General features: G+C 64.3%; 26 protein-coding genes and 1 tRNA gene. 10 read left to right on the top strand and 17 right to left on the bottom strand.

The window, feature by feature from the left end; genetic code table 11:
• Window positions 1-14: 14 nt before the first annotated feature.
• Both pncB and JEQ47_RS13175 read left to right on the top strand, forming a co-directional pair.
• A complete protein-coding gene (gene pncB, locus JEQ47_RS13180; RefSeq protein WP_198876908.1) occupies window positions 15-1322 on the top strand; it encodes a nicotinate phosphoribosyltransferase in 1308 nt (435 codons plus the stop codon).
• Between the two features lie 150 nt (window positions 1323-1472).
• Window positions 1473-1730 (top strand): hypothetical protein, encoded by a 258-nt coding sequence (locus JEQ47_RS13175; RefSeq protein WP_198876907.1) that lies wholly within the window; start codon window positions 1473-1475, stop codon window positions 1728-1730.
• Window positions 1731-1733: 3 nt separating this feature from the next.
• Here JEQ47_RS13175 and JEQ47_RS13170 read toward each other — a convergent pair whose 3' ends face one another.
• The 5 genes from JEQ47_RS13170 to tsaB form a co-directional block, all read right to left on the bottom strand.
• Window positions 1734-1979, bottom strand: coding sequence for a hypothetical protein (locus tag JEQ47_RS13170; protein WP_198876906.1), 246 nt, complete (start codon window positions 1977-1979; stop codon window positions 1734-1736).
• A gap of 84 nt (window positions 1980-2063) precedes the next feature.
• Complete coding sequence (locus tag JEQ47_RS13165; RefSeq protein ID WP_198876905.1) at window positions 2064-2879, bottom strand: lysophospholipid acyltransferase family protein; 816 nt, start codon at window positions 2877-2879, stop codon at window positions 2064-2066.
• On the bottom strand, window positions 2876-3274 hold the full coding sequence (locus JEQ47_RS13160; RefSeq protein ID WP_198877353.1) for a Fur family transcriptional regulator: 399 nt from the start codon (window positions 3272-3274) through the stop codon (window positions 2876-2878). The genes JEQ47_RS13165 and JEQ47_RS13160 overlap by 4 nt, the downstream gene beginning before the upstream one ends.
• Window positions 3275-3364: 90 nt before the next feature.
• Window positions 3365-3844: a ribosomal protein S18-alanine N-acetyltransferase gene (gene rimI / locus JEQ47_RS13155; protein WP_198876904.1), complete on the bottom strand. Its 480-nt coding sequence runs from the start codon at window positions 3842-3844 to the stop codon at window positions 3365-3367.
• Complete coding sequence (gene tsaB / locus JEQ47_RS13150) at window positions 3841-4455, bottom strand: tRNA (adenosine(37)-N6)-threonylcarbamoyltransferase complex dimerization subunit type 1 TsaB (protein ID WP_198876903.1); 615 nt, start codon at window positions 4453-4455, stop codon at window positions 3841-3843. Before tsaB ends, rimI begins: the two co-directional genes overlap by 4 nt.
• A 141-nt stretch (window positions 4456-4596) precedes the next feature.
• Here tsaB and lnt point away from each other — a divergent pair, with 141 nt between their 5' ends.
• Together lnt and JEQ47_RS13140 are read left to right on the top strand one after the other, a co-directional pair.
• Entirely contained in the window at window positions 4597-6216 is a 1620-nt protein-coding gene (gene lnt / locus JEQ47_RS13145; RefSeq protein WP_198876902.1) for an apolipoprotein N-acyltransferase, read from the top strand.
• A gap of 17 nt (window positions 6217-6233) precedes the next feature.
• Window positions 6234-6608, top strand: a complete 375-nt coding sequence (locus JEQ47_RS13140) for a VOC family protein (RefSeq protein WP_198876901.1) — start codon at window positions 6234-6236, stop codon at window positions 6606-6608.
• A 59-nt stretch (window positions 6609-6667) separates the two neighbouring features.
• Here JEQ47_RS13140 and JEQ47_RS13135 read toward each other — a convergent pair.
• Both JEQ47_RS13135 and JEQ47_RS13130 read right to left on the bottom strand, forming a co-directional pair.
• Window positions 6668-6752, bottom strand: a tRNA-Leu gene (locus tag JEQ47_RS13135).
• Between the two features lie 58 nt (window positions 6753-6810).
• The gene (locus JEQ47_RS13130) at window positions 6811-7173 is read right to left on the bottom strand and encodes a GFA family protein (protein ID WP_198876900.1); all 363 of its coding nucleotides are present in this window, start codon (window positions 7171-7173) and stop codon (window positions 6811-6813) included.
• A 159-nt stretch (window positions 7174-7332) separates the two neighbouring features.
• On the opposite strand from JEQ47_RS13130, the gene JEQ47_RS13125 reads away from it, so the two are divergent.
• Entirely contained in the window at window positions 7333-8322 is a 990-nt protein-coding gene (locus JEQ47_RS13125) for a complex I NDUFA9 subunit family protein (RefSeq protein WP_198876899.1), read from the top strand.
• A 203-nt stretch (window positions 8323-8525) separates the two neighbouring features.
• Window positions 8526-9236: a PadR family transcriptional regulator gene (locus JEQ47_RS13120; RefSeq protein ID WP_236020872.1), complete on the top strand. Its 711-nt coding sequence runs from the start codon at window positions 8526-8528 to the stop codon at window positions 9234-9236.
• Between the two features lie 160 nt (window positions 9237-9396).
• Here JEQ47_RS13120 and JEQ47_RS21070 read toward each other — a convergent pair whose 3' ends face one another.
• The 4 genes from JEQ47_RS21070 to JEQ47_RS13100 all read right to left on the bottom strand — a co-directional run bounded on the left by JEQ47_RS21070 (window position 9397) and on the right by JEQ47_RS13100 (window position 13357).
• Window positions 9397-10059: a TetR/AcrR family transcriptional regulator gene (locus tag JEQ47_RS21070; RefSeq protein ID WP_198876898.1), complete on the bottom strand. Its 663-nt coding sequence runs from the start codon at window positions 10057-10059 to the stop codon at window positions 9397-9399.
• Window positions 10034-11560: a tripartite tricarboxylate transporter permease gene (locus JEQ47_RS13110; RefSeq protein WP_198876897.1), complete on the bottom strand. Its 1527-nt coding sequence runs from the start codon at window positions 11558-11560 to the stop codon at window positions 10034-10036. Before JEQ47_RS13110 ends, JEQ47_RS21070 begins: the two co-directional genes overlap by 26 nt.
• Before the next feature lie 12 nt (window positions 11561-11572).
• A complete protein-coding gene (locus JEQ47_RS13105) occupies window positions 11573-12118 on the bottom strand; it encodes a tripartite tricarboxylate transporter TctB family protein (RefSeq protein ID WP_198876896.1) in 546 nt (181 codons plus the stop codon).
• A 201-nt stretch (window positions 12119-12319) separates the two neighbouring features.
• A complete protein-coding gene (locus JEQ47_RS13100; RefSeq protein WP_236020871.1) occupies window positions 12320-13357 on the bottom strand; it encodes a Bug family tripartite tricarboxylate transporter substrate binding protein in 1038 nt (345 codons plus the stop codon).
• Window positions 13358-13569: 212 nt separating this feature from the next.
• On the opposite strand from JEQ47_RS13100, the gene JEQ47_RS13095 reads away from it, so the two are divergent.
• The 4 genes from JEQ47_RS13095 (at window position 13570) to JEQ47_RS13080 (ending at window position 17734) form a co-directional block, all read left to right on the top strand.
• A complete protein-coding gene (locus JEQ47_RS13095; RefSeq protein ID WP_198876895.1) occupies window positions 13570-14319 on the top strand; it encodes a sulfite exporter TauE/SafE family protein in 750 nt (249 codons plus the stop codon).
• 113 nt (window positions 14320-14432) lie between these two features.
• Window positions 14433-15584, top strand: a complete 1152-nt coding sequence (locus tag JEQ47_RS13090; protein WP_198876894.1) for a Gfo/Idh/MocA family protein — start codon at window positions 14433-14435, stop codon at window positions 15582-15584.
• 156 nt (window positions 15585-15740) lie between these two features.
• Entirely contained in the window at window positions 15741-16910 is a 1170-nt protein-coding gene (locus JEQ47_RS13085; RefSeq protein WP_198876893.1) for a dihydrodipicolinate synthase family protein, read from the top strand.
• Window positions 16907-17734: a sugar phosphate isomerase/epimerase family protein gene (locus tag JEQ47_RS13080; protein WP_198876892.1), complete on the top strand. Its 828-nt coding sequence runs from the start codon at window positions 16907-16909 to the stop codon at window positions 17732-17734. The genes JEQ47_RS13085 and JEQ47_RS13080 overlap by 4 nt, the downstream gene beginning before the upstream one ends.
• 51 nt (window positions 17735-17785) lie before the next feature.
• On the opposite strand, the gene JEQ47_RS13075 is transcribed toward JEQ47_RS13080, so the two are convergent.
• The 6 genes from JEQ47_RS13075 to murJ all read right to left on the bottom strand — a co-directional run bounded on the left by JEQ47_RS13075 (window position 17786) and on the right by murJ (window position 23781).
• A complete protein-coding gene (locus tag JEQ47_RS13075; protein ID WP_198876891.1) occupies window positions 17786-18172 on the bottom strand; it encodes a hypothetical protein in 387 nt (128 codons plus the stop codon).
• Between the two features lie 134 nt (window positions 18173-18306).
• Window positions 18307-19563, bottom strand: a complete 1257-nt coding sequence (locus JEQ47_RS13070) for a class I SAM-dependent RNA methyltransferase (RefSeq protein ID WP_236020870.1) — start codon at window positions 19561-19563, stop codon at window positions 18307-18309.
• A gap of 194 nt (window positions 19564-19757) precedes the next feature.
• Window positions 19758-20324: a NifU family protein gene (locus JEQ47_RS13065; RefSeq protein ID WP_198876890.1), complete on the bottom strand. Its 567-nt coding sequence runs from the start codon at window positions 20322-20324 to the stop codon at window positions 19758-19760.
• A gap of 254 nt (window positions 20325-20578) precedes the next feature.
• Window positions 20579-21052: a universal stress protein gene (locus JEQ47_RS13060; RefSeq protein ID WP_198876889.1), complete on the bottom strand. Its 474-nt coding sequence runs from the start codon at window positions 21050-21052 to the stop codon at window positions 20579-20581.
• A 65-nt stretch (window positions 21053-21117) separates the two neighbouring features.
• On the bottom strand, window positions 21118-22149 hold the full coding sequence (gene trpS / locus JEQ47_RS13055) for a tryptophan--tRNA ligase (RefSeq protein WP_210338021.1): 1032 nt from the start codon (window positions 22147-22149) through the stop codon (window positions 21118-21120).
• Window positions 22150-22218: 69 nt separating this feature from the next.
• The gene (gene murJ / locus JEQ47_RS13050) at window positions 22219-23781 is read right to left on the bottom strand and encodes a murein biosynthesis integral membrane protein MurJ (RefSeq protein WP_198876888.1); all 1563 of its coding nucleotides are present in this window, start codon (window positions 23779-23781) and stop codon (window positions 22219-22221) included.
• Between the last annotated feature and the right edge of the window lie 151 nt (window positions 23782-23932).

Below are 23932 nucleotides of genomic sequence, written 5' to 3'. Positions count from 1 at the left end.
CTTTGGGGACTTTCATGGCCACCTATACCGATATTGCCCGGCGGGTTTACAACCACACGTTCAAGCTCGATCCGATCATCCGCAGCCTGCTCGACACGGACTTCTACAAGCTGCTGATGCTGCAGATGATCTGGGGGCTCTATCCCAAGGTCGACGCCACCTTCAGCCTCATCAACCGCACCACCTCGGTGCGCCTGGCCGACGAGATCGACATCGACGAGCTGCGCGCCCAGCTCGACCATTGCCGCACGCTGCGCTTTTCGAAAAAAGAGATGATCTGGCTGGCGGGCAATACCTTCTACGGCTCCAAGCAGATTTTTCAGCCCGGCTTCCTGCGCTGGCTGGAAAACTTTCAGCTCCCGGATTATCGCCTCGAGAAGCGCGACGGCCAGTTTGTACTGGAATTTCCGGGCCTCTGGGTCGAGACCACGATGTGGGAAATCCCGGCGCTGGCCATCATCAACGAGTTGCGCTCGCGCGCGGCGATGAAGGCCTATGGGCCGTTCACGCTGGACGTGCTCTATGCCCGCGCCAAGGCCAAGATGTGGGAAAAGGTCGAGCGGCTGCAGAAGCTGCCGGAGCTGAAAATTTCCGATTTCGGCACCCGCCGCCGCCACTCCTTCCTCTGGCAGCGCTGGTGCGTCGAGGCGCTCAAGGAAGGCATCGGCGCCAACCTCACCGGCACGTCCAATGTGAAGCTGGCCATGGACAACGATCTCGAGGCGCTGGGGACCAATGCGCATGAGCTGCCCATGGTGCTGGCGGCGCTGGCCCGGTCCGACGAGGAATTGCGCGAGGCCCCCTACCGCGTGCTGCAGGACTGGAAGAGCTATTACGGGGGCAACCTGCTCATCGTCCTGCCCGACGCCTTCGGCACCGACGCGTTCCTGCGCGATGCGCCCGACTGGGTGGCCGACTGGACCGGTTTCCGTCCCGACAGCGCCCCGGCCATTGAGGGCGGCGAGAAGATCATCGACTTCTGGAAAAGCCGCGGCCGCGACCCGCGCGAAAAACTGCTGATCTTTTCGGACGGGCTCGACGTCGACATGATCGAGGAAGCGTACCTCCATTTTGACGGCAAGGTGCGCATGAGCTTTGGCTGGGGCACCAATCTCACCAATGATTTTGAGGATTGCGCCCCGGCGCCAAATCCGGGCCTCAAGCCGATTTCCATCGTCGCCAAGGTGAGCGAGGCCAATGGGCGGCCGGCGGTCAAGCTTTCGGACAATCCCGCCAAGGCCACGGGTGACAAATCAGAGATCGCGCGCTATCTACGGGTCTTTGGTGACCTGGGCCGCGTCGAACACGCCGTGCGTGTCTAGCGCCCTTCCGCCCGCCGCCGGCTTCTGATGCCAATCGGCAACAATCGTAGTTTCGCTGCCCCTGTGGAGAAACCCTGAGGGGATGGCCACGTTAAGACTCGGTGAACCACCAGGGCTCAGTCTGGCCATGGGGGCTCTCCGGAGCCAGTTATGAGCCTTGAATTGATCGACATCGCCCTGGCCGAACGCCAGCCCCATCCCACACTTTCGGAGCGTATGACCGGCAAGGTCAAAGCCGTACTGACCGAAACCATCGGCGGGCAGGAAATCCGCCATGAAATCATGGTGCCGGTATGGATGGATATCAGCGCCGGCATGAGCGACGAGGACATCGAGCTCGGCCTGATGGTCAAGGCGGCCGATATCGTGGGCCGCCTCAAGCAGCATATGGGCCCGGTGGCGGGCTAGCCCCTATCGCTGCCGCTGACGGCGCAATTCTTCCAGAAAGCGGCGCTGTACGTCGGTAAGATCACGCGACGCCGGTTCGGACGGTTCGCGCCGGAGCGGCGGGGCGCCATGGCGCCATTGCGGGCCGGTGGCAAAAACCCGGGCCTGCTCGGCGAGGCGATCAAGGCCGAGGCGGCGGCGCTCGTCGCGCAGGAACCACCAAAACGTCGCGCCCACGATCGCCCAGATCGCCACCAGTTCCCAGACCATGGACCGTCTCCGTACTTATCCGGAGGCTGTCATAGCTAACGGGAGGTTAACCGGGGAAGCCGGATCGCCTGTTAGGCTTAACTGCTAAACTTGCGAGGATTCGCCGGCGAGCGGCAAAGCGCCGCCGCGGTTGAGCGCCACCAGCATGGCGCGCACCTGGTTTTCGGCGGCCTTGCTGACGGCCTTGCGATCGTCCCGGGCGCTGAGCGACATGGGCGTGCCAAAGGCCACGGTGATATCCTTGACCGGGCCGGAGAGAATTTCGAGCACGTTCTGCTTGACCGACTTGGACTTGATCCAGGCGATCAGCGAGCGCTCGTTGCGGCTGACCGGCAGGCCCTGGAGCCTGGTATAGGCGATGGTGAGCGGCTGGATCAGCACGTCGCCGGCCCCGGCCTCGATCATGGCGTGCTGCGCCGCCCCGATCAGCGCCGAGCGGAAGGGCAGGACATGGGTGCCGATATCGGACTGGCCCTCGGCAAACAGCAGCACGGCATTGTTGCCGGCCATGTGGCGGCCCATGGCCTCGGCGGTGCGGCCGGCATCGGAGCGCCGCGTGCGGTCGACATAGATGGTGCGCTGCAGGTCGGCCATCATGCCCACGAAGGGCCACTTGCCCACTTCGCGCTTGGCCACGAAGGTCACGTCGGCCACCGAACCGATGGCGACGATATCGGTCCAGGACACGTGGTTGGAGACGAGGAGCGTGGGCCTTCCGGTGGATGGCTGACCGATCACCGTGACCCTGAGCCCCAGGAAGACGCAGCCGACGCGGTGGAAAAGACGCGGCAGCACATTCCAGCCTGGAAGGCGCAGCAGCAGGATGAGCGCCTGGAGCGGGATCACCACCAGCATGAAGGGAATGAAGACAACCAGGAAAAACAGGATCCTGAAGATCATTTGGTCGGCACGTCCTTCTTGGCCTTGTCGCTGAGCGGCACCGCATAGAGTTCGAGCCGGTGATCGACCAGCTTGTAGCCGAGGCGCTTGGCGATGACTTCCTGAATGGCCTCGATCTCCTCGTTGCGGAACTCGATCACCGTGCCCGAGCGGATATCGATCAGATGATCGTGGTGCTCGTCGGGGATCAGCTCGAAACGGGCGCGACCGTCCTTGAAATCGTGCTTGGTGACCAGCCCCGCCTCTTCAAAGAGATTGACTGTGCGATAGACGGTGGACAGGGAAATGCGCGGATCGAGCGCCGAGGCGCGGCGATAGAGCTCTTCCACGTCCGGGTGGTCGGACGCTTCCTCGATGACCCGGGCAATGGTGCGGCGCTGGTCGGTCATGCGCATGCCGCGCGCCACGCAGGCCTCTTCGAGCGTCGGATCGGAAGGATGTCTGTTCACGCCGTCGCCTCCTGTCCTGGCTGCATGCCGACCGGGTTAACCAAGATCGCGCGCCATGACAAGCGCCGTGGCGGCGCTGCCATCGGGGCGCGGATAATAGCCCTTGCGCGACGAGATCGTGGCAAAGCCCAGGCGCTGGTAAAGGTGGATGGCCGCGTGGTTCTGTTCGTCGACCTCGAGGAACATGCGCCGGGCCGGCGACATCATGAGATCGGCAAAGACCGCATTCATCAGCGCCCGACCGACGCCCTTGCCGCGCCAGCGCGGATCGACGGCAATGGTGAGGAGTTCGGCCTCATCGGCCACGGTGCGGATCAGCGCGAAGCCGGCAATGCGGCGCCTGGCGTCGCAGGCCACATAGGCGGGCGTGTTGCGATCCTCGACAAAGCTGACGAAATCGGCGGCCGGCCAGCCCCGGAAAAAGCTCTGGGCATGGATGCGCGCCAGCTCCTTGGCGTCGCGCGTCTCGGCCGGCTCGACATGGAGGCCGCCCGGCGCCATCCAGAGCTTGATCATGGCACGCGCCTCGGGATGCGCGCCGCATCCTGTGGCTTGGCATCGGCGTCGCGCACATAGGAGGCGTGGGGGGGAAAGCGCTGCGGATCGGCCGCTGCGGCAAAGCGGGCCATGGCACCGATATCGACAAAGGGCGATTCGATGAGGACGACGCCCTCCGGAATTTTTTCGCGCGCGCTGGTCATGCCGACCAGCATCGGCCCCTCGCCGACGACGCCCGGCGCAGGAAAGAGCTCGAAATAGGCCTCGTCGCGGCGGGCATCGATCAGCACGGCAACCGGTCCGGTCGCGGCGCCCAGCGATACGGCCAGGAGGCTCGGAATGCCCAGGACCGGGATGTTCCGCGCCACGCCCAAGCCGCGGGCCGCCGAAAGGCCGATGCGGAGCCCGGTGAACGAGCCCGGCCCCGTGGTCACCGCCACTCGTTCGACATCGACATAGCCGAGGCCATTGCGCTCCAACAGCGTACCGATCCGGTCAAAGAGGATTTCGGCATGGCCCTTGGCGATATCCTCGACCAGGACGTCCACGCCACCATCGGCGCGCAGCAGCGCCAGGTTGAGGCGCGGCGCGGCAGTGTCGATGGCAAGGGTGATCGGCAAGGTCGTCATCTGGGCTCCCGCCCGCAGCGGGCGCTTCCTTGGCAAGTAGCGCCACGGCACCGTGAAGTCCACCGCGAAACCTTGCCTTGACGCCCCAGCGGGGCGCGACCACCTTGCCCGCATGTCCATTGATTCGCCCTCCCTGCGCCAATGACCTGGCTGGCTGAAACCGCCATGCTGAGCCATGGCTGGCGCCGCTTCCTGCTGCTGCTGGTGGCCGGAGCGCTGGCTGGCCTGTCGGTGCCGCCGTTCTTCATCCTGCCGGCCCTGTTTCTGGCCATGCCGATCTGGGTCTGGGCGCTCGATGGCGCCGAGCGCCTGCCAGGCTGGCGGCGTCTGTTCGGACCGGCCTTTTCCATCGGTTTCGCCTTTGGGCTCGGGTACTTTCTCGTCGCCTTCCACTGGCTGGGCGCGGCCTTTTTCGTCGATGGCGGCTGGGTGCTGGCGGCCATGCCGCCCGCCATCCTGTTTCTCGCAGCGCTGATTGCCGTGTTCTGGGGCCTTGCCAGCGCCTTTGCGCATCTGAGCTGGAGCCATGGCTGGGTGCGCATTCTCAATCTCGCTGCCTGGCTGGCGGCGGCCGAATTCGCGCGCGGCCATGTGCTGACGGGCTTCCCCTTCGACCTCCTCGGCTACAGCCTCACCGGCACCGACGAGATGATGCAATTGAGCTCGGTGATCGGCGTTTATGGCCTCACCTTCCTCGCGCCGCTCCTCGCCGTGACGCCGGCTCTGGTCTGGCCTGCCGACCAGCGGCCGTTGAGCCAGCGCCTGGCGCCGGTCTTTCTCGCCCTCCTCGTCATCGCTGCCCAGCTCGGTTATGGCTGGAACCGCTTGAGCGGCATGCAGGCGACCGAGCGGCAGGACATGACCCTGCGCCTCGTGCAGCCCTTGGTGCTCGAGCATGCCGATTTTGGCAATGTCGATCCGGTGGCGCTGGTCGACCGGCTGCTGATGCTCTCGGACATGCGGATGAACCCCAATGACCAGGGTCTCGCCGATATCACCCACCTGGTCTGGCCCGAATCGAGCCTGCCCTTCTTCCTCGAAACCTATCCCGAGGCCCTGGCCCGGATCGCCCGCCTCCTGCCCGAACAGACCACGCTCCTCGCCGGCGTGCCGCGCCGCCCCTATGAGCTGGGCAATGCCGAAGCCACGGCGCGACCGCCCTATAATTCCGTGGTCGCCATCAACAGCGAGGGCGAGGTCATTGCCAGCTATGACAAGGCGCATCTGGTGCCCTTTGGCGAGTACCTGCCTTTTGCCGACTTCTTCGCCCGGCTGGGCATTACCCAGTTCGTGCCTGGCGCCGAAGGGTGGTCGCAGGGAGAGGCCCGCCGGCGGCTGATGAGCCTGCCCGCCGCGCCGGCGCCGCTGGTGCTGATCTGCTACGAGATCATCTTTTCGGGGCAACTGGGCGATGTGCAGGGCGCGCAATTCCTGCTCAATCTGACCAATGATGCCTGGTTCGACAATTCCATCGGCCCGGCCCAGCACGCCCACCACGCCCGCATCCGCGCCGTCGAGGAAGGCATGAGCCTCGTCCGTGCCGCCAATACCGGCCTCACCTTTGCCACCGACCCGCTGGGCCGCATCACCGAAAGGCTGGCGCCGGGAGAAATGGCGGCACTCGATGTCAGGCCGCACTACAAGCTCGAATCGACGGTGTTCCAGTCGGTCCGCCACTGGCCCTTCCTGATCGCCGTGGTTGCCGGAATTCTCGCCGGCTTCGTCGCCTCGCGCCGCACCCGTCGGCGCCTGCCGAACTGATCAGCATGGAGAAGCGAATGGGACGCCTGGTTGAAATCGTCGTCGACGCCGATCACCCGGCCGGCCTCGCCCGCTTCTGGGCGGCAGCGATCGACGACTATGCCATTCTGCCCTATGACGATGCCGAAATCGCCCGGCTGGCGGCGCTGGGCCTTACGCCCGAGACCGATACCAGCGTCATGCTCGAGGGGCCGGGCACGCGAATCTGCATCCATCTGCGCACAGGTCCCCGCCCCGAGCGCAACCGCGTCCATCTCGACATTGCCGCGCCCGATATCGAAGCCGAGGTGACGAGGCTCCTCGCCCTCGGCGCCACACGGGTGCGGAATGGCGATGGGTATGTCGTCCTCAACGATCCCGAGGGCAACAATTTCTGCGTGTGCCAGGGCTGACGACCGGCCCCCAAAAGCAAAACCCCGATTGCATTGCTGCAATCGGGGTTTTGAGAAATTGGTGCCCAGAAAAGGACTCGAACCTTCACGCCTTGCGGCACACGGACCTGAACCGTGCGCGTCTACCAATTCCGCCATCTGGGCGACGGCGGTGTGTCTAGGGCCCAGCCGAAGCGATGTCAACGGGCTTTCACATACAAAGTCAGAAGTTTGCACCGTCCCAGTGCTGGATGGCGCTGCGGTCGACCGCCGGGGCTCCATCGAGGCAATTGACGTTAACCATGACCATCTCATTGCCCTTGCCGTCGCTGCCGCGGGCGAAGGATTCGATGCCGCAATGGGTGCAGAACAGGTGGTCGATCATTTCGGTGTTGAAATGGTAGATCGAGAGCTGCTCTTCGCCCGAATGGAGGGTGAAGGCGTCCGAGGGCACAGACTGCATCACCCAGCCCAGCCGCCGGCAGCGCGAGCAGTTGCAGTCGCCCATGGATGACAGGTCGGTTCGCACCGTATAGCGCACCGCGCCGCAATGGCATTGGCCGTGATAGTCGCGCATCTCACTCATGACAGGTCTCCAGACTGATCGTGAGAACAAATAACGAACATCAATGTCCAAGAGTCAAGCCCGCCGGCTTCACTTCTGGCGCCGGCAAGGCTCGACAGAGGCAAGCCGCCTAGGCTAGAAGCGGACACCTCTCTTACTTGCCTGTCGCGGAGCCTCGTCATGGATCGCAATGAAGCCAAACTCGTCACCATCTTTGGCGGGTCGGGATTTGTCGGCAATCACCTGGTGCAGCTTCTGGCGCGCAAGGGCTATCGCATCCGCGTCGCCGTGCGCCGCCCCGATCTCGCCGGGGAAGTGCGCATGTATGGCGGCGTCGGCCAGATCGTCCCGGTGCAGGCCAATCTACGCAATGAAGCCTCTGTGCAGCGCGCCGCCGCCGGCTCGGACGTGGTGATCAATCTGGTGGGTATCGGCCACCAGAGCGGCAAGCAGCGCTTTGACGCCGTGCATGTCGAGGGCGCCGCTGCGGTCGCCCGCGCCGCCAAGGCTGCCGGGGCGACGGCGCTGGTGCATGTGTCGGCGCTCGGTGTCGACCGGGCGGCCGAGGTCAGCAGCTATGCCGCATCCAAGCTCGAAGGCGAACGGGCCGTGCTCGCCGCCTTCCCCAATGCCGTGGTGATCCGCCCCTCGATCATGTTCGGCCAGGGCGACGGCTTCTTCAACCTGATGGGCTCGCTGTCGCGCATCCTGCCGGTCATGCCGCTGATCTCGGGCAAGACGCAGTTCCAGCCGGTGTTCGTGGGCGATGTGGCCGAGGCCATCACCGCCGCCGCCGAGGGCGTGGTCAAGACCGGCCGCGTCTATGAACTGGGCGGGCCGGATGTGGAAAGCCACAAGGCGCTGATGCGGCGCATCCTGCGCGAGGCCGGCCGCAAGCCGATGCTGGTGGGCGTGCCCGGCGGGATCATGAAGCTCGTGGCCAGCGTCCTCGGTATCCTGCCCTTCAAGCCGCTGATCACCGCCGACCAGGTCGAGTTGCTGGGCGTCGACAACGTGGTCTCGGACGAGGCGAAAAAGGACAAGCGCACCTTTGCCGCCTTCGGCATTACCCCGACCCCCATGGACGATGTGCTGCCCACCTATATGTGGACCTATCGCCGCCACGGCCAGTTCGACCGCGACGGCGGTGCTCCGGCCTATCCGGTCTGATTTTCGTTCCATCTTCCAAACGCACTCAACCCCGAACTTCGGTTCGGGGTTTTGTTTTGGCTTTGGCAGGCACAGAAGGCGCCCGCATCTTCCTTCGTTGCGTCATCCCTTGGGCGCAAAAACTTCCAAGATATATCTTGAATCGTTCAGACCCTGCGCCAATCTCCTGGATCAGGGTTTTGCGATATATCAGGAGATACACCATGAGTTACTGGAAAGATGGCGAGCCGAACTGGCGCGAATTCGAGCGCATGGCGCGCCGTGGCTGGGGCCGCGTGTCCCGCATGGCCGACAGCGATTTCGGCCAGATGGGTGGCAATTTCCGCGTCGGCCGCATGCTCGCCTCGGGCGACCTCAGGCTCGTCGCGCTCTACTTCATCGAGCAGCAGCCGCGGCACGGCTATGACCTCATCAAGGCCGTCGAGGAGCGCTCCAACGGCGTTTACTCCCCGAGCCCCGGCATCGTTTATCCGGCGCTGACCTATCTCGAGGAAGCCGGCTACGTCACCTCGGCAGCCGACGGCAACAAGAAGCTCTATACGATCACCGCCGAGGGCAAGACCCATCTCGAGGAGAATCGCGAGGCCGTGGCCTCGACGCTGGATTTCCTCGGCCGCACCGGCGAGCAGATGAACCGCTTCCGCGAATTCGTGAAGGCCGACTGGCCCTTTGGTGGCGAAGGCCGTCCCGAAGACGGCAATGTGCCCCCCTTCTGGGGTGAACGCGGTCGCGGCGGGCCCGACCGCCCGATGCATGACGCGGCGCCGGAACTGGAAGCTGCCCGCAAGACCCTCAAGGAGGCGATCAAACGCGTCCGTCACGCGGACAAGGAACAGCAGCGCAAGGCCGCGGCCATCCTGCAGCAAGCCGCCAATGCGCTTCATGCGCTTGGCGATGACGAGGTGGACATTTAGGCCAGTGCAGCTAGCAAGAATGGATTGCCCGGTCGAGCCGGGCAATGAAGCTGTTTTGGGATCGCGGTATCACCCCACCGTCACCGGGCTTGTCCCGGTGGTCCATGCCTCCGCAGAGTGAATTGCCGGGACAGGCCCGGCAATGACGAAGGATGATGCCTCAAGCCCCCGGCTTGGTCTTCAGAAAATCCAGCACCATCTGCACGGCGTGGGCTTCGCGTTCCTGCACCATGGCGACGCTGGTGAGGTCGCGCTCGAAGATCACCGAGAGCGTGGCCGTGTTGGAGACGTAGAAGAAGCCCAGGGCGGCGACGGAAATATAGAGCTGCACCGGGTCGACGTCGCGGCGGAAGGCACCCGAGGCGGCGCCGCGCTCGATGATGGCGGCGATCTGCCCGACCAGCGGGGAATGCAGCGCCTTGATGTCGGGCAGGGTCTTCAAAAACCGGGCATTCTCGATGTTTTCGGTGCCGAGCAGGCGTGGAAACCAGGGATTGGCGAGAAAGTGCCGGAAGGTGAAGCGCACCAGCCGGTCCATGGCCTGCACCGGATCGTATTGATCAAGGCTCAGCGCCCGCTCGCCCCGCCGGATCTCCTGATAGGCATCCAGCAGCACGGCCCGGTATAGGTCTTCCTTGTTGCCGAAATAGTGGTAGAGCAGGCGCTTGTTGGCGCCGGCCCGTTCGGCAATGGCGTCCACCCTCGCCCCCTCAAAGCCGCGATCGGCAAACTCCACCCGCGCCGCGGCGAGGATGGAGGCCTTGGTCTTGGCCGAATTGCGCGGGCGCTTCGTCGCCTCAGCCTTGGGCCGGGGCGTCTCCACGGCCACGCTTGAAGAGGGATCGGACACGAGTGGACACCGCTGGAATGGACATGAGGATGGTCAGGACGATGACAATGCAGATAGCAGCGCTGATGGGCCGGGTAAAGAACGGCGTCGGATCGCCATTGGTGAGTGCCAGCCCCCGCCTCAGGTTGAGATCGAGCAGATCCCCGAGGACAATGCCGAGCACCAGTGGCGCCATCGGATATTTCATTTCCCGCAGAATGAAGCCGACAATACCGAAGACCAGCATGACATAGACGTCGAACATGCGCTGGGTGATGGCAAAACTGCCGACGACGCAGAGCACATAGATGACCGCCATCAGCCGCTCGCGCGGCACACTGAGAATTTTGATGAAGACGCGGGTCAGCGACAGGCCAAACACAAGGTTGGCGAGTGTCGCAAGCAGCAACATGGCCACGACCTGGTAGAGGAAGGGCGCATTCTCGATCATCAGCATGGGGCCGGGGCGGATGCCGTGGATCATCATGGCCGCGATCAGCACCGCCGCTGCCGCCGAACCGGGCAGCGCCAGGGTGAGGGTCGGGATCATCGAGGCCGAGACCACGGCATTGTCGCCGGTTTCCGCGGCGATCAGACCCTCCTGGCTGCCCCTGCCGAACAGTTCGGGATTTTTCGAGCGCTTCTTGGCCGCCGCATAGGAACTCCAGGCGCCCACGTCCTCGCCGACACCGGGAATGATGCCGACAAAGGTGCCGATAATGCCCGAACGGATGATGGTCTTCCAATACTGGAAGATTTCGCGGAGGCGCGGCACAACCCGGTCATTGACCGGGGCAATGCGGGCAATAGCGGTGCGCTTCATGGTGGAAAGGATTTCCGCGAGGCCAAAGGCGCCGACCATGGCCGGTATCAGGTCGATGCCCCCGCCCAGAGCCGGAATGCCGAAGGTGAAGCGCTGGTAGGCATGGAGCGTTTCCATGCCGATCATGGCGACCATGAGGCCCAGAATGCCGGCAATATAGCCCTTGAGCGGGGTATCGGAGCCCGTCATCTGGCCGGATATGACCACGCCGAAAAGCGCGAGCCAGAAGAATTCGTAGGAGCCGAATTTCAGCGCCGCCTCGGCCAGCATGGGCGCGATGATGGCGAGAAAGAAGATGCCGACCAGCGTGCCCAGCGTCGAGGACGTGGTGGCAAGGCCCATGGCCAGGCCCGCCTTGCCTTGGAGCGCCAGGGGGTGGCCGTCGAGCGTGGCGGCGGCATTGGCGGGGGTGCCGGGAATGTTGAGCAAGATGGCGGTGCGGCTGCCGCCATAAATGGCGCCGAGATAGACGCACATCAGCGTCAAAATCGCCTGGTCGGGGGCCATCTTGTAGGTGAGGGTCACCAGCAAGGCGACGCCCATGGTTGCCGTCAGGCCGGGCAGGATGCCGATGGCCAGGCCGAGCAGCGTCGCCCAGACGACGTTGAACAGGCCCTCGGGCGTGAGGAAGTGGGCGATGCCCTGGCCCAGGAGAATGAGACCGTCAAACATGGCCATAAGTCCTCACGGCAGGCGGACGAGAAAGATCTCGCCGAAGACGTATTGAATGCCGAGGCCCGCGCCGAGCGCGATGACCGTGGCCCAGATCAGCGTGCGCACCAGCGAGCCCGGATGATCGGCCAGCACCGTCTCGAACAGGGTGATGAAACTGAAGACGAACAGGGCCGAAGCCAGCCAGAAGGGCATGCGGCCCACGAGCCCGAGCGTATAGACCAGCGCCAGGCCAAGCACGACCAGCACCCGCACGGCCTGCCACGAAACCAGCACCCGCACCAGCGCCGCGCCCGCGCCCCTGGTATCGAGCCGCGCCGAGCGGATGGCGAGCAGGCTGCCGCACAGGGTCAGCGCCAGGCCCAGAATGAAGGGCACGAGGCCGGGAATGGTGGAGGGGTGGATGCGGCGCACTTCCAGCCGGTCCATGGTCCAGGAAAAATAGGCGACCGCCACGCCCAGGGCGATGAAGACGATTGCCGTGATCAGATCGGCCCGGATACGGGCGGGGTCGCTGGCCTCGTCGGCGGGAATGGGTGTGGGCGCTTCGGTGGTCATATCTGTCTCGCAAGGGGATTGAGGAGCCGATCGCTCCATCGCCTCCCTCCCCCTTGAGGGGAGGGAACGAGGGTGGGGGTCCACCTGTGACACACAGGACGACCCCCTCCCCAGCTCTGCTAGGGCCCAAGGGCCCAGCGACGCTACCCTCCCCTCAAGGGGGAGGGAGCGAAAGTACCGGAGTCCCGGCACCCAAGGACGTTACTGCGCGACTTCCGTGCGGGTTTCGCAGTCGATGCCGATCGTGGATGGGTCGTTGACGGCTTCGCCGCGATCGACCGAGTCACAGGCTTCGAGGATCACCACCGGCATGGCCAGGGCCCGGGCCTCGGCGCCGTAGGACGGGGCGAAGACCGCGCCGAAGGTTTCGGCATAGGTCTTGAGCGCTTCGGAATTGACCACCTGTTCGGCCCAGATCTTGTCGACAGTGGCCACCACCTCATCCGGCACGCCGGTTGGGATGAAGATGCCGAAATAATCGGGCGCCAGTTCCATGTCCGGCAGCCATTCGGTGATCGGCGGAATGGGATCCACGCCTTCGAGCACCAGCGGCTGGTCGGAGAGAACCGCCAGCGGCTTCAGCCTCTGACCACGGATCAGTTCGGTCTGTTCCACGGCAAGCTGCGTGGTCACCATGGCTTCGCCGGCCGCCGTGGCAATGGCCGCCGGTCCGCCACCGTCATAGGTGATCATATTGTAGTCAAAACCATCGGCGGCGCCTGACAGGGCCGCGATAGCGGTGCCACCCGACGAGGTGACGCCGGCCGTGGCCACGGTGATTTCGTTGCCGCGGGTCTTGAGAGCTTCCAGAAGCTGGCCGAAATCCTCGAACTCGCTATCGGCCGGGACCGAGACGACGGGCACGTTGGCGACCGAAAGGTAGATATGCCAGTCATCGATATCGGTATCGGGCAGCAGGCCCGAGACATGGTAGGTGGCATTGTTGGCAATGGCGTTGGCGGTCCAGGTATAGCCGTCGCGCGGGGCGTTCAGCACTTCCTGGGTGCCGATGGCGCCCGAGGCACCCGGCTGGTTGACCACCACGACTTCGACGCCCAGCGCTTCGGCCAGGATCGGCGCGGTGACGCGGGTGACCTGGTCGGTCGAGCCGCCGGCACCCCAGGGCACGATCAGGTTGATCGGGCGATCAGGCTTCCATTCCTGGGCGATCGCACTCGCAGTTCCCAGCGCCATCAGGGCACAGCCCGACACCAGAACGATCCGCAAAGACGGCTTCATCGTCATCTCCTCCCTCGTTGCGCAACACCGATCTTTCGGTTGCTGCCGGGCAAACTTGCGGCCGTTGCGAGGGTGAGTCAAGACAGATGTAACCGGCTGGTGAGCATGAGTGATCACAACAGGCGGCGATAAAAGCCATTGCAGCAAGGACTTCTGGTGCTAATCATTGCCCGAAATCAATGCGCTGAACCAGACCGTGAAGCCGAGGGCCGATGTGGGAATATGAGTTAGCCGACGTCGCCATCATGATCGCGGCATTGGGCGCGGGCGCCGTGGTCAAGGGCGCGACCGGCATGGGCCTGCCGCTGGTGGCGCTGCCGGTGCTGGCGACATTCTTCGGCATGCAGCACGCCATCTGCATCATGGCCATCACCCAGGTCATCACCAATTCCATGCAGCTCTGGCAGTTCCGCGCGGAGGCAGGACAGCCGCAAATGCGCTTTCTGCCCTGGTTCCTCCTGGCCGGCGGGCTGGGCGTGATCCTGGGCACCTGGCTGCTCGGCACCCTACCCGAGCGCGTGCTGGTGCTCTCCCTCGGCGTGCTGCTGCTGGGCTATTTCGTGCTCAAGCTGACGGCGCCGCATATCGTCGTCACCCCTCGAGGCGCGCGGCTTTTCGGGCCCCTGGCTGGGTTCGGCAGCGGTACGCTGCAGGGCGCAACCGGCATTTCGGCGCCCGTCGGCGTCACCTTCATCCACGCCATGGGCATGGAGCGGCGCGCCCATGTCTACGCCGTTTCGGCCATGTTCCTGGTGCTGGGCCTCGTGCAACTGCCGGCACTGTTCATCAGCGGCATCATGCAGCCCGAATGGGTGCTGCAGGCGGTGCTCGCCATGATCCCGATCATGTTGTTCATGCCTTTGGGACAGATGCTGGCGGGGAAACTCAGCCGCAGGGCGTTCGACCGGATGATCCTGATCTTTCTCGGGCTCATCGGGCTCAAGATGGTGCTCGGGCTCTAGCACCGCAGGATTTTACCACCGTGCCGCCGGCGACGCTTGACGAGACCCTCTGCGCTCATATAGGTAAGTAACTAATCAGTTACACCGAATGCTGCGGCTTGGGAGGAAATCGAATGGCAGAGCAACGGATTGGCATTATCATGCACGGCGTCACCGGACGCATGGGCTACAACCAGCATCTGGTGCGCTCGATCCTCGCGATCCGCGATCAGGGCGGCATCACGCTCAGGAACGGCGACCGCCTCGTCGTCGATCCGATCATCGTCGGTCGTGACCGCGACAAGATCGAAGCCCTCGCCAAGAAGCACAATATCGCGCGCTGGGGCACCGATCTCGACGCCGCCCTTGCCAATCCTGATGACACCATTTTCTTCGATGCCGGCACGACGCTGATGCGTGCCGGCCTCCTCGAAAAGGCGCTGGCCGCCGGCAAGAACGTTTACTGCGAAAAGCCGACCTCGGACGATCTCGAGATCGCCGTCAACCTGGCAAAGACCGCCCGCGCCTCCGGCCTCAAGCATGGCGTGGTGCAGGACAAGCTGTTCCTGCCGGGCCTGATGAAGATCAAGATGCTCCGCGACTCGGGCTTTTTCGGCAAGATCCTCTCAGTGCGCGGCGAGTTCGGCTACTGGGTATTCGAGGGCGACTGGCAGAAGGCGCAGCGCCCGAGCTGGAACTATCGCAAGAATGACGGCGGCGGCATCATCCTCGATATGCTCTGCCACTGGCGCTATGTGATGGACAACTTGTTCGGCGAAGTGCAAGCCGTCTCGTGCCTGGGCGCCACCCATATCCCGCAGCGCGTCGACGAGAAGGGCAATACCTTCAACTGCGACACGGATGACGCGGCCTATGCCACGTTCGAACTCGAAGGCGGGGTGATCGCCCAGATCAATTCGAGCTGGACCACACGCGTCCGCCGCGACGATCTCGTCACCTTCCATGTCGACGGTACCCATGGCTCTGCCGTGGCGGGTCTGCACAAATGCTGGACCCAGCATCGCGTCAATACGCCCAAGCCGGTGTGGAACCCCGACCAGCCGCAGACCATGAACTTCTTCAACGACTGGGAAGAGGTTCCCGACAACTGGCCGGCCGACAACGGTTTTAAGGCCCAGTGGGAAATGTTCCTCCGCCACGTCGCCGAGGACGCGCCGTGGGAATACGGCCTCGAAGCCGGCGCCAAGGGCGTGCAGCTCGCCGAACTCGGCCTCAAGAGCTGGGAAGAACGCCGCTGGCTGGACGTTCCGAAGCTGGAGTTCTGAGGGCGGCCGCAAGGCCCCCTCACCCGGCCCCTTGTGGGCCGACCTCTCCCCCAGAGGGAGAGGTGTCGCCAGATCAGTCATTGTGCCCTCTTCACCTCTCCCTTGGGGGAGAGGTCGGCGCGCAGCGCCGGGTGAGGGGGCCTTTTGGAGGCCACCATGCCGACCATCAACCTGCCCAATGCCGATCGCTCCATCAGCCCCTATACGCTGACCGGCGATCCGATCCCCTTCGTGAAATTCAAGGCGGCGGACTTTCCGCGCATCGCTTATTCGGCGGCGCATGTCGTGGCCGATCCCTTGGCCAGCAACGATCCCTGGCTGACGCCCGCCATCGACTGGGACACGACCCTCAAATTCCGCCATCGCATGTGGGACCTGGGCCTGGGCGTTGCTGAAGCCATGGACACCGCCCAGCGCGGCATGGGCCTCACCTGGACCGAGGCGCAGGAGCTGATCCGCCGCTCTCAGGCCGAAGCGCGCACCCGCGACGACGCCCTGATCGCCTATGGCGCCGGCACCGATCATCTGATGCCCGGCCCGGATGTCAGCATCGACGACATTATGCGCGCCTATGACGAGCAGGTCGAGTTCGTGGAGGCCCAGGGTGGCCGCGTCATCCTCATGGCCTCGCGCGCCCTCGCCGCCGCGGCCAAGTCGCCCGATGACTATGCCCGCGTTTATGGCCATGTGCTATCCAACGTGAAGCAGCCCGTGATCATGCATTGGCTGGGGGAAATGTTCGATCCGGCCCTGCAGGGCTATTGGGGCAATATCGACCATGACGCGGCCATGGATACCTGCCTCGACGTCATCGCAGCCCATTCGGACAAGGTCGACGGCATCAAGATTTCCCTCCTTTCCGCTGAGAAGGAAATCAATATGCGCCGCCGCCTGCCGGCGAGCGTCAAGATGTACACCGGCGACGACTTCAACTATGCCGAACTGATTGCTGGCGACGACCAGGGTTATTCCCATGCGCTCCTGGGCATCTTCGATGCCATCGCTCCGGCCGCCTCGGCGGGCCTCGCAGCGCTCGGGCGCGGCGACACAGCAGCGTTCTTCGACATTCTCGAGCCCACCGTGCCGCTCTCGCGCCATATCTTTGCGGCGCCCACCCGCTTCTACAAGACCGGCGTCGTGTTCCTGGCCTATCTCAATGGCCTGCAGGACCATTTCCAGATGATCGGCGGGCAGCAGTCGACGCGTTCCGTGCAGCACCTTGCCGAACTGTTCCGCTTGGCCGACAAGGCGCGCGTGCTGGCCGATCCGGAACTGGCCACGCAGCGGATGAAGGCGGTGCTGGCGGTCAATGGAGTATCCGCATGAGCGCCGATACCGTGATTTCGCTGAACCTCGCCACGACGCGTCCGCAATGGGGTTTTGCCGAGGCCGTGGACGGGTGTCTCCGGGCCGGCATCACCGCCATCTCGCCCTGGCGCGACCAGATCGAGGCCATCGGGCTCGACGAGGCGGCGCGCATCGTCAAGGCCAACAAGCTGCAGGTGACCGGCGTCTGCCGCGGCGGGATGTTTCCAGGTGTCGACGCGGCCGACCGGCAGAAGCGCATCGATGACAATCTGCGCGCCATCGACCAGGCCGCGGCGCTCAATGCCGATTGCCTCGTGCTGGTGGTGGGCGGTCTGCCCGGTTCGAGCAGGGATCTGCCCGGCGCCCGCCAGCAGGTGACCGACGGCATTGCCGCCATGCTGCCCCATGCCAAGGCCTCGGGCGTCAAGATCGCCATCGAGCCGCTGCACCCCATGTATGCGGCCGACCGGGCCTGCGTGAACACGGTCGATCAGGCGCTCGACATCTGCGAGAAGCTCGGGGAAACGGTGGGCGTGGCGCTCGACGTCTATCACATCTGGTGGGACCCGAACCTCGCCAATGCCATTGCAAGGGCAGGGCGCATGAAGCGCATCTTTGCGCACCATATCTGCGACTGGCTGGTCCCGACCAAGGATATGCTGCTCGATCGCGGCATGATGGGAGACGGCGTCATCGATCTAAAGGCGATCCGCAAAATGATCGAGGAGGCCGGTTTCCACGGTCCGCAGGAGGTCGAGATCTTCTCGCAGGACAACTGGTGGAAGCGCCCCGGCGACGAGGTGCTGCAGGTGATCAAGGAACGGGTCGCAACCGTCTGCTGATAACGAAAAAGCCCCGGAGCGATCCGGGGCTTTTGTTTTGTCGAGATAAGATCAGCTCTTATAGAAGGTGATCGACTGGCAAAGGATGCCCAACTGGCAGCCGGTGATCTCGATCGCGTTTTCGGCCACCAGGGTTACCTTGGCGCCGGCCGCGGAGCCACCGTAGTTGATGGTGCCTTCCCACTTGCCGGGGGCGGTCTGCTCGGCCTGAACCACTTCCTGGTTCACATAGGCGAGGTTTTCCGGGGTGCGCGAGGCGCCCTGGATGTCGTTCAGCACGCCACAGAGGTCGGTACCGTCGCCGCAGAGCTTGAATGTGAAGCTGGTGCCCTCGGCATCGACCCAGGTGCCGTTGATGTTGGCTTCCTGGGCAAAGGCGGGCATGGCAATGGCGCTCAAGAGAGCAGCGCCAACAAGAAAGGATCTGACTTTGGTCAAGGCAAGTCTCCGTCTGGTCACCGCGCACCCCCCGCCCGCGGCCACTACTGGTCAATATTGGTTTGATGCCGCGTTAAACCCACAAAATGCGGCAAAGTTGCGAGCAATTTTTGCTCTTTTCCACCCGGACCGGCTCAGCGCCGGAACGTTGCTGCCAACTCGACATGGGTTGAGTAAGCGAACTGATCCACCGCTATTAGCCCGCTCAACCTGAACCCGGCCTGAACGAGGTGTTCAGCGTCGCGGGCAAAGGTTTTCGGGTCGCAGGCGACCATGACCACATGCTTGACCTTGGAGAGCGCGATCTCCTTGACCTGCGCCTGGGCGCCCGCCCGGGGCGGGTCGAGCACCACGGTTTCGAAAGCGAGTTCGAACCGGGTGAGCGGATCGCGGAACAGGTCCCGCGCCTTGGCCGTCACGGCCTTCAGCCCCTTGGTGTGGCGCACGGCTTTTTCTAGCGCGGCAATGCCGGCTCGGTCGCTGTCGGCGGCATAGACCGGCGCCACCTGCGCCAGGCGGAGGGCAAAGGGGCCGATGCCGCAAAAGAGGTCGGCAACGGATTTGGATTTGCCCACGGCCTCGAGCACATAGTCGGCCAGCACCGCTTCGGCCTCCGCCGTGGCCTGGAGGAAGCTGCCGATCGGCAGATCCACGTCCGATCGCCCCATGGTGACGCTGGGTTGCTGGCGCAGCAGGATCATCTCCCGGTCCAGCGCCAGCCGCGCGAGGCCAAGGGCATTGGCCAGCGGCACCAGCTTTTCGGCGCGCACGCCCTTGGGGGCATTGCGGATGGCCACATCGATCCCTGCATTTGTGGCGGTAAAACTCACGTCGCAGTCGCCGATGGCGGCGCCCAGCGCCCGGGCGATGGCGGGGGCGCGCTTGAGCTCGGGCACGAGGATCGGACAGGCGTCAAGATCGAGGAGATCATGGCTCCGCAACCGCATATAGCCGGCAGCGTCTCTGCGCGCATGGAGCGTGGCACGCCGCCGCCCGGCGCCATGGGCAGTGATGAACTTTTCAACCCTTGCGTCGATGCCGGCATGGCGAAGCGGGGTTTCGACGAGGCCGATCTTGAAGGCGGCGTAGCTCTCGGCATCCATGTGCTGAAGCTGGCAGCCACCACAGGTGCCGAAATGCGGGCAGAAGGCATCTATGCGGCTGGGCGACGCCGTCGTCAGGGATCGCAGTGTTCCCCGGTCACCCGCGACGTCGATGTCCACCACTTCACCGGGCAGGGCGAAGGGTACGAAGACCTTGCTGCCGTCGATGGTGACGACGCCTTCGCCCTTGTGGCCAAGCGCTTCGATGGTGGCGGTGACGGTCATGTTGGTCCGGGGCTTGCTGGGGCGGAAGTAGCGGGTTTGGGGGATCGGGGCAACTCTGGGCATTGCACCCCACCCTTGGTCCCTCCCCACAAGGGGGAGGGCGACGATGAACACCCATGCCTCAGCCCAGCGCCTCCCTCCCCTTGATGGGGAGGGAATTAGGGTGGGGTGACGCACGGGCCACAAATAGACAGAAGCCCGATGATCGCTCATCGGGCTCCCGGCTTGCTGCGTAACTTGTATCGACCGCAGTCGCTTTAGACTTGCTGAACCGCTTCGACGCCCGGCACGAAGTGGCGGAGCAGGTTCTCGATGCCGTTCTTGAGCGTGGCGGTCGAGGAGGGGCAGCCCGAGCAGGCGCCCTGCATGTGGAGGAAGACGGTACCTTCCTTGAAGCCTTTGAAGATGATGTCGCCGCCATCCATGGCCACGGCAGGGCGCACGCGAGTGGCCAGCAGTTCCTTGATGACTTCGACCATTTCCTTGTCCTCGTCCTCGAAGAACTCGTCGGTTTCGCTGAAATCGACGTCGGCGACGCCCGCTTCGGCGATCACCGGCTTGCCCGAAAGAAAGTGGTCCATGATGACGCCGAGAATGGCCGGCTTGATATGGGCCCAGTTGGTGTCGTCCTTGGTCACCGAAATGAAGTCGGAGCCGAGGAACACACCGGTCACGCCGGAAATGGCGAAAAGACCAGTGGCCAGCGGGGAAACGCCAGCGGCATCGACCGAACGGAAATCGCGCGGCTCACCGATCAGCACTTCGCGTCCCGGCAGGAATTTCAGGGTCGCCGGATTGGGCGTGGCTTCGGTCTGGATGAACATGGATGTCCCGCGCGATGCGATTAGAATGCTTCTAAAATAGACTTTTACAGTCAGGATGCAATAGCAAAGTCCAGATGCATGGCTGCCAGGCCTCATGCCGGAAGCCCCGCAGTCCATCGTCATTGCCCGGCTTGACCGGGCAATCCATCTTGCGGCGCTTCGTGGCACGCTCTTGCCCTGCGAGCATAGCTCTCCGGGCCTGCTTCATTCAAACCGCTCCACTGGAGCGATTTGCCAGCGCAAGCGCTGGACATTCAGCAGATAGCGATAACTTCTTCGTCGGTCATGCGGCCGGGCACGATGGTCAGCGGGATCGGCAGGACATTGGCGCGGGCGGCGAAGTGGGTCACCAGCGGACCGGGGCCTTCGGGCGAATTGGATGCCGCCAGCACCAGAATGGCGATGTCGTGATCCTGGTCGATGACGCTTTCGATCTGCTCGGGGCCATTGCCCTCGCGGATCACCGACTCGGCCCGAACGTCGCCGATTTCGCGGATCCGGGCCATGCGCCGATCAAGATTGCGCTCGGCCTCTTCCACCGCCTCGGCGCGCAGCACGTCCTCGACGCCGAGGCCTATGAATTCGGGCGTGGGAATGATGGTCACCAGCACCACGGTGCCGCCGGTGCGCTTGACGCGCCAGGCCGCAAAAGTAAGCGCCCGTTCGCATTCCTGGGTCTCGTCGATGACGACGAGGAATTTGCGCTTGTATTCGACCTGCGAAACCATGGCGCTGCTCCTTCAGGACGCGTTTCCGGACGGAAAACCGCGTCGCACTATTGCTGGAAACGCTTCTAGCGCACGAAACCCACGATATTGCGCACATCGGCCATGATGGGCTGGGCGATGGCGCGGGCACGCTCGGCGCCGTCGCGCAATATCTTGTCCATCTCGCCCCGATCGGCCACCAGGCGCTTCATCTCGGTGGCAATCGGCGCGAGCTTTTCGACCGCGAGATCGGCCAGCGCCGGCTTGAACACGCCCCAGCCCTGGCCGCCGAATTGACCCAGAACCTCGTCGACGCTCTGACCCGAAAGCGCGGCATAGATGCCGACCAGGTTTTCGGCCTCGAGGCGCCCGGCAAGGCCCGCGGCCTCGCTCGGCAGCGCATCGGCATCCGTCGTGGCGCGCTTGATCTTTTTGGCAATCAGGTCGGCATCATCCATCATGTAGATGGTGGAGAGGTCCGAAGCGTCGGACTTGCTCATCTTCTTGGACCCATCCTTGAGCGATTTGACGCGCATGGCGGGGCCGGTGGCCAGGGTTTCGGTGATGGGGAAGAAGTCACCCTTATGCCCCAGCGCCTTGATCTGCTTCTTGAAGTCGTGATTGAACTTCTTGGCGATGTCGCGGGTCAGTTCCAGATGCTGCTTCTGGTCCTCGCCGACGGGCACGCCGGTGGCCTTGTACAAGAGAATGTCGGCAGCCATCAGCGAGGGATAGGCGAAGAGGCCGAGCGAGACCTGTTCGCTGTTCTCGCCGGCCTTGTCCTTGAACTGGGTCATGCGGGCCATCCAGCCCATGCGCGCCACGCAGTTGAAGATCCAGCTCAGCTCGGCATGCTCCATCACCTGGCTTTGGTTGAAGATGATCGAGCGCTTGGGGTCGACGCCGGCTGCGATATAGGCGGCCGCGATTTCATAGGTCCAGCGCTTCAAATCTTCCGGGTCCTGCCAGACGGTGATGGCATGCATGTCGACCACGCAATAGATGGTCTCATGCGTATCCTGCAGCGGCACGAAGCGGCGGATGGCGCCGAGATAATTGCCCAGGTGCAGGTCGCCCGAAGGCTTGATGCCGGAGAAAACGCGGGGGCTGAACGTCATGATGCCCTTCAAACTGAGAGACGAAATTCCGGGGCAAGTTCTATACGGACGCCGCGCAGAAGGGAACCGTCACCCGCGCCGCCGCAGGCGGCCGAGAAGGGTCCGCAGGTTCTGCGTGCCGGAAACGTGGATCAGGGTGAAATAGGTCACGATGCCGAAGCCGATCAGCAGCGCCAACGCGCCGCCCTGGCGCCAGAGCTGCACGCCTGATGCCAGATGCATCGCGCCGCGTTCGGCGAGGAGCCACAGCACGCCGCCCATGACGAGGCTGATGGCCAGGATGGCCAGTTGCGCCCGCCATTGCGGCCAGGTGAGGCGGAAGTCGCCGCGCAGGGCGAGCGTTCCTGCCAGCAGCACCACATTGAGCCAGGACGAGGCGGCGGTGGCGATGGCAATACCGACATGGACGAGGCTGGGGAACAGCCAGAGCGAAATGCCGATATTGGCGACGACGCTCGCGCCCGCGAAAATGGTGGGGGTCAGCGTGTCCTCGCGGGCAAAAAAGCCCGGCTGCAGCACGCGGATCAGCACATAGGCCGGCAGGCCGAGAGAGAAAGCGACCAGAGCCTCCGAGGTCTGGGTGGTGGCCAAGGCATTGAAGGCGCCGCGCTCGAACAGCACCCGCACGATCGGCTCGGCGAGCGCGATCAGTGCCACGGCCGCCGGCATGGTCAGCAGCATGGAGACGAACAGCGCCTGGTCCTGGCTCTTGCGGGCTTCGACGACGCGCCCCCCTTTGAGGTGCCGGCTCAACTCGGGCAGCAGCACGGTGCCGATGGCGATGCCGATAATGCCGAGCGGCAACTGGTAGAGCCGGTCGGCATAGGACAGCACGGAAATGGCATTGTCGGCGCCCGAGGCGATGATGGTGCCCACGAAAATGTTGATCTGGGTAATGCCGCCGGCGAGGATTGCCGGCACGGCCAGCACCCAGAAGCGCCTGACTTCGGCGTCGAAGCGCGGCATCCGGAACTTTGGCCGGAAGCCCGTGCGCTCGATGGCCGCCCAGACCAGGGCCAGTTGGGCGAGGCCCCCGCCCATGGTGGCCACGGCGACCCAGACCGTGGCCGAGGCCGGATCCTGCACCCAAACCGTCGCCAGCGGCACCAGCATGGCGATATTGACGAGGTTGAGCAGCACCGGGGCAAAGGCCGCCGCGAAGAACCGCCCCAGCGTGTTGAGAATGGCGCCATAGGCGGCCATCAGCGACATGCAGGCCAGATAGGGGAACATGATCCGCGTCAAGAGCACGGTCAGGTCGAATTTCTCTGGATCGTCGACAAAGCCGGGCACGAAGGCCAGCATGATCTGCGGCATGAAAATTTCGGCGAGGACCGTGGTGATGACCAGCATCACCACCAGCCAGCTCATGATGCGCGCCGCGAGCAGCTTTGCGCCCTCCTCGCCTTCGCGCTCCAGGGCGCCAGAGAACATGGGCACGAAGGCGGTGTTGAAGGCGCCTTCGGCAAAGAGCCGGCGGAAGAGATTGGGGAAGCGGAAGGCGGCAAAGAAGGCGTCGGCCGCGGGCCCTGTGCCCAGCACGGCGGCCATCAGCGCATCGCGCACAAAGCCGGCAATGCGGCTGACCAGGGTGAGGGAACCGACGGAGACGAAATTGCGGAAGAGGCTCATGGAGCAGCGGCGCCCTCTTCACCTCTCCCTCCGGGGGAGAGGTCGGCCCGTAGGGCCGGGTGAGGGGGCCTGCCGGCGGGAATGGGAAAGGGGGGGGCCCCCCCCCCCCGGCCCCGCGCCCCCAGCCCCCCCGGCGGGGGGGGGGGGGCCG

It is taken from the genome of Devosia sediminis (genome assembly GCF_016411825.1).
In the GTDB taxonomy this organism is placed as follows: Bacteria; Pseudomonadota; Alphaproteobacteria; order Rhizobiales; family Devosiaceae; genus Devosia; species Devosia sediminis.
The sequence above is the reverse complement of the archived record's forward strand: the minus strand, read 5'-3'. Positions and strand labels throughout refer to the sequence as shown.

Excerpts from the sequence above, each read along its gene's own strand:
- JEQ47_RS13065 (WP_198876890.1), bottom strand. The coding sequence starts at position 20,324 with ATGTTCATCCAGACCGAAGCCACGCCCAATCCGGCGACCCTGAAATTC.
- JEQ47_RS13125 (WP_198876899.1), top strand. The coding sequence starts at position 7,333 with ATGGATCGCAATGAAGCCAAACTCGTCACCATCTTTGGCGGGTCGGGA.
- JEQ47_RS13120 (WP_236020872.1), top strand. The coding sequence starts at position 8,526 with ATGAGTTACTGGAAAGATGGCGAGCCGAACTGGCGCGAATTCGAGCGC.
- JEQ47_RS13100 (WP_236020871.1), bottom strand. The coding sequence starts at position 13,357 with ATGAAGCCGTCTTTGCGGATCGTTCTGGTGTCGGGCTGTGCCCTGATG.
- trpS (WP_210338021.1), bottom strand. The coding sequence starts at position 22,149 with ATGACGTTCAGCCCCCGCGTTTTCTCCGGCATCAAGCCTTCGGGCGAC.
- JEQ47_RS13175 (WP_198876907.1), top strand. The coding sequence starts at position 1,473 with ATGAGCCTTGAATTGATCGACATCGCCCTGGCCGAACGCCAGCCCCAT.
- JEQ47_RS13060 (WP_198876889.1), bottom strand. The coding sequence starts at position 21,052 with ATGGTTTCGCAGGTCGAATACAAGCGCAAATTCCTCGTCGTCATCGAC.
- JEQ47_RS13085 (WP_198876893.1), top strand. The coding sequence starts at position 15,741 with ATGCCGACCATCAACCTGCCCAATGCCGATCGCTCCATCAGCCCCTAT.
- pncB (WP_198876908.1), top strand. The coding sequence starts at position 15 with ATGGCCACCTATACCGATATTGCCCGGCGGGTTTACAACCACACGTTC.
- lnt (WP_198876902.1), top strand. The coding sequence starts at position 4,597 with ATGACCTGGCTGGCTGAAACCGCCATGCTGAGCCATGGCTGGCGCCGC.
- tsaB (WP_198876903.1), bottom strand. The coding sequence starts at position 4,455 with ATGACGACCTTGCCGATCACCCTTGCCATCGACACTGCCGCGCCGCGC.
- murJ (WP_198876888.1), bottom strand. The coding sequence starts at position 23,781 with ATGAGCCTCTTCCGCAATTTCGTCTCCGTCGGTTCCCTCACCCTGGTC.
- JEQ47_RS13110 (WP_198876897.1), bottom strand. The coding sequence starts at position 11,560 with ATGTTTGACGGTCTCATTCTCCTGGGCCAGGGCATCGCCCACTTCCTC.
- JEQ47_RS13130 (WP_198876900.1), bottom strand. The coding sequence starts at position 7,173 with ATGAGTGAGATGCGCGACTATCACGGCCAATGCCATTGCGGCGCGGTG.
- JEQ47_RS13165 (WP_198876905.1), bottom strand. The coding sequence starts at position 2,879 with ATGATCTTCAGGATCCTGTTTTTCCTGGTTGTCTTCATTCCCTTCATG.
- JEQ47_RS13095 (WP_198876895.1), top strand. The coding sequence starts at position 13,570 with ATGTGGGAATATGAGTTAGCCGACGTCGCCATCATGATCGCGGCATTG.
- JEQ47_RS13070 (WP_236020870.1), bottom strand. The coding sequence starts at position 19,563 with ATGCCCAGAGTTGCCCCGATCCCCCAAACCCGCTACTTCCGCCCCAGC.
- JEQ47_RS13080 (WP_198876892.1), top strand. The coding sequence starts at position 16,907 with ATGAGCGCCGATACCGTGATTTCGCTGAACCTCGCCACGACGCGTCCG.
- JEQ47_RS13105 (WP_198876896.1), bottom strand. The coding sequence starts at position 12,118 with ATGACCACCGAAGCGCCCACACCCATTCCCGCCGACGAGGCCAGCGAC.
- JEQ47_RS13170 (WP_198876906.1), bottom strand. The coding sequence starts at position 1,979 with ATGGTCTGGGAACTGGTGGCGATCTGGGCGATCGTGGGCGCGACGTTT.
- rimI (WP_198876904.1), bottom strand. The coding sequence starts at position 3,844 with ATGATCAAGCTCTGGATGGCGCCGGGCGGCCTCCATGTCGAGCCGGCC.
- JEQ47_RS13090 (WP_198876894.1), top strand. The coding sequence starts at position 14,433 with ATGGCAGAGCAACGGATTGGCATTATCATGCACGGCGTCACCGGACGC.
- JEQ47_RS13140 (WP_198876901.1), top strand. The coding sequence starts at position 6,234 with ATGGGACGCCTGGTTGAAATCGTCGTCGACGCCGATCACCCGGCCGGC.
- JEQ47_RS13160 (WP_198877353.1), bottom strand. The coding sequence starts at position 3,274 with ATGCGCATGACCGACCAGCGCCGCACCATTGCCCGGGTCATCGAGGAA.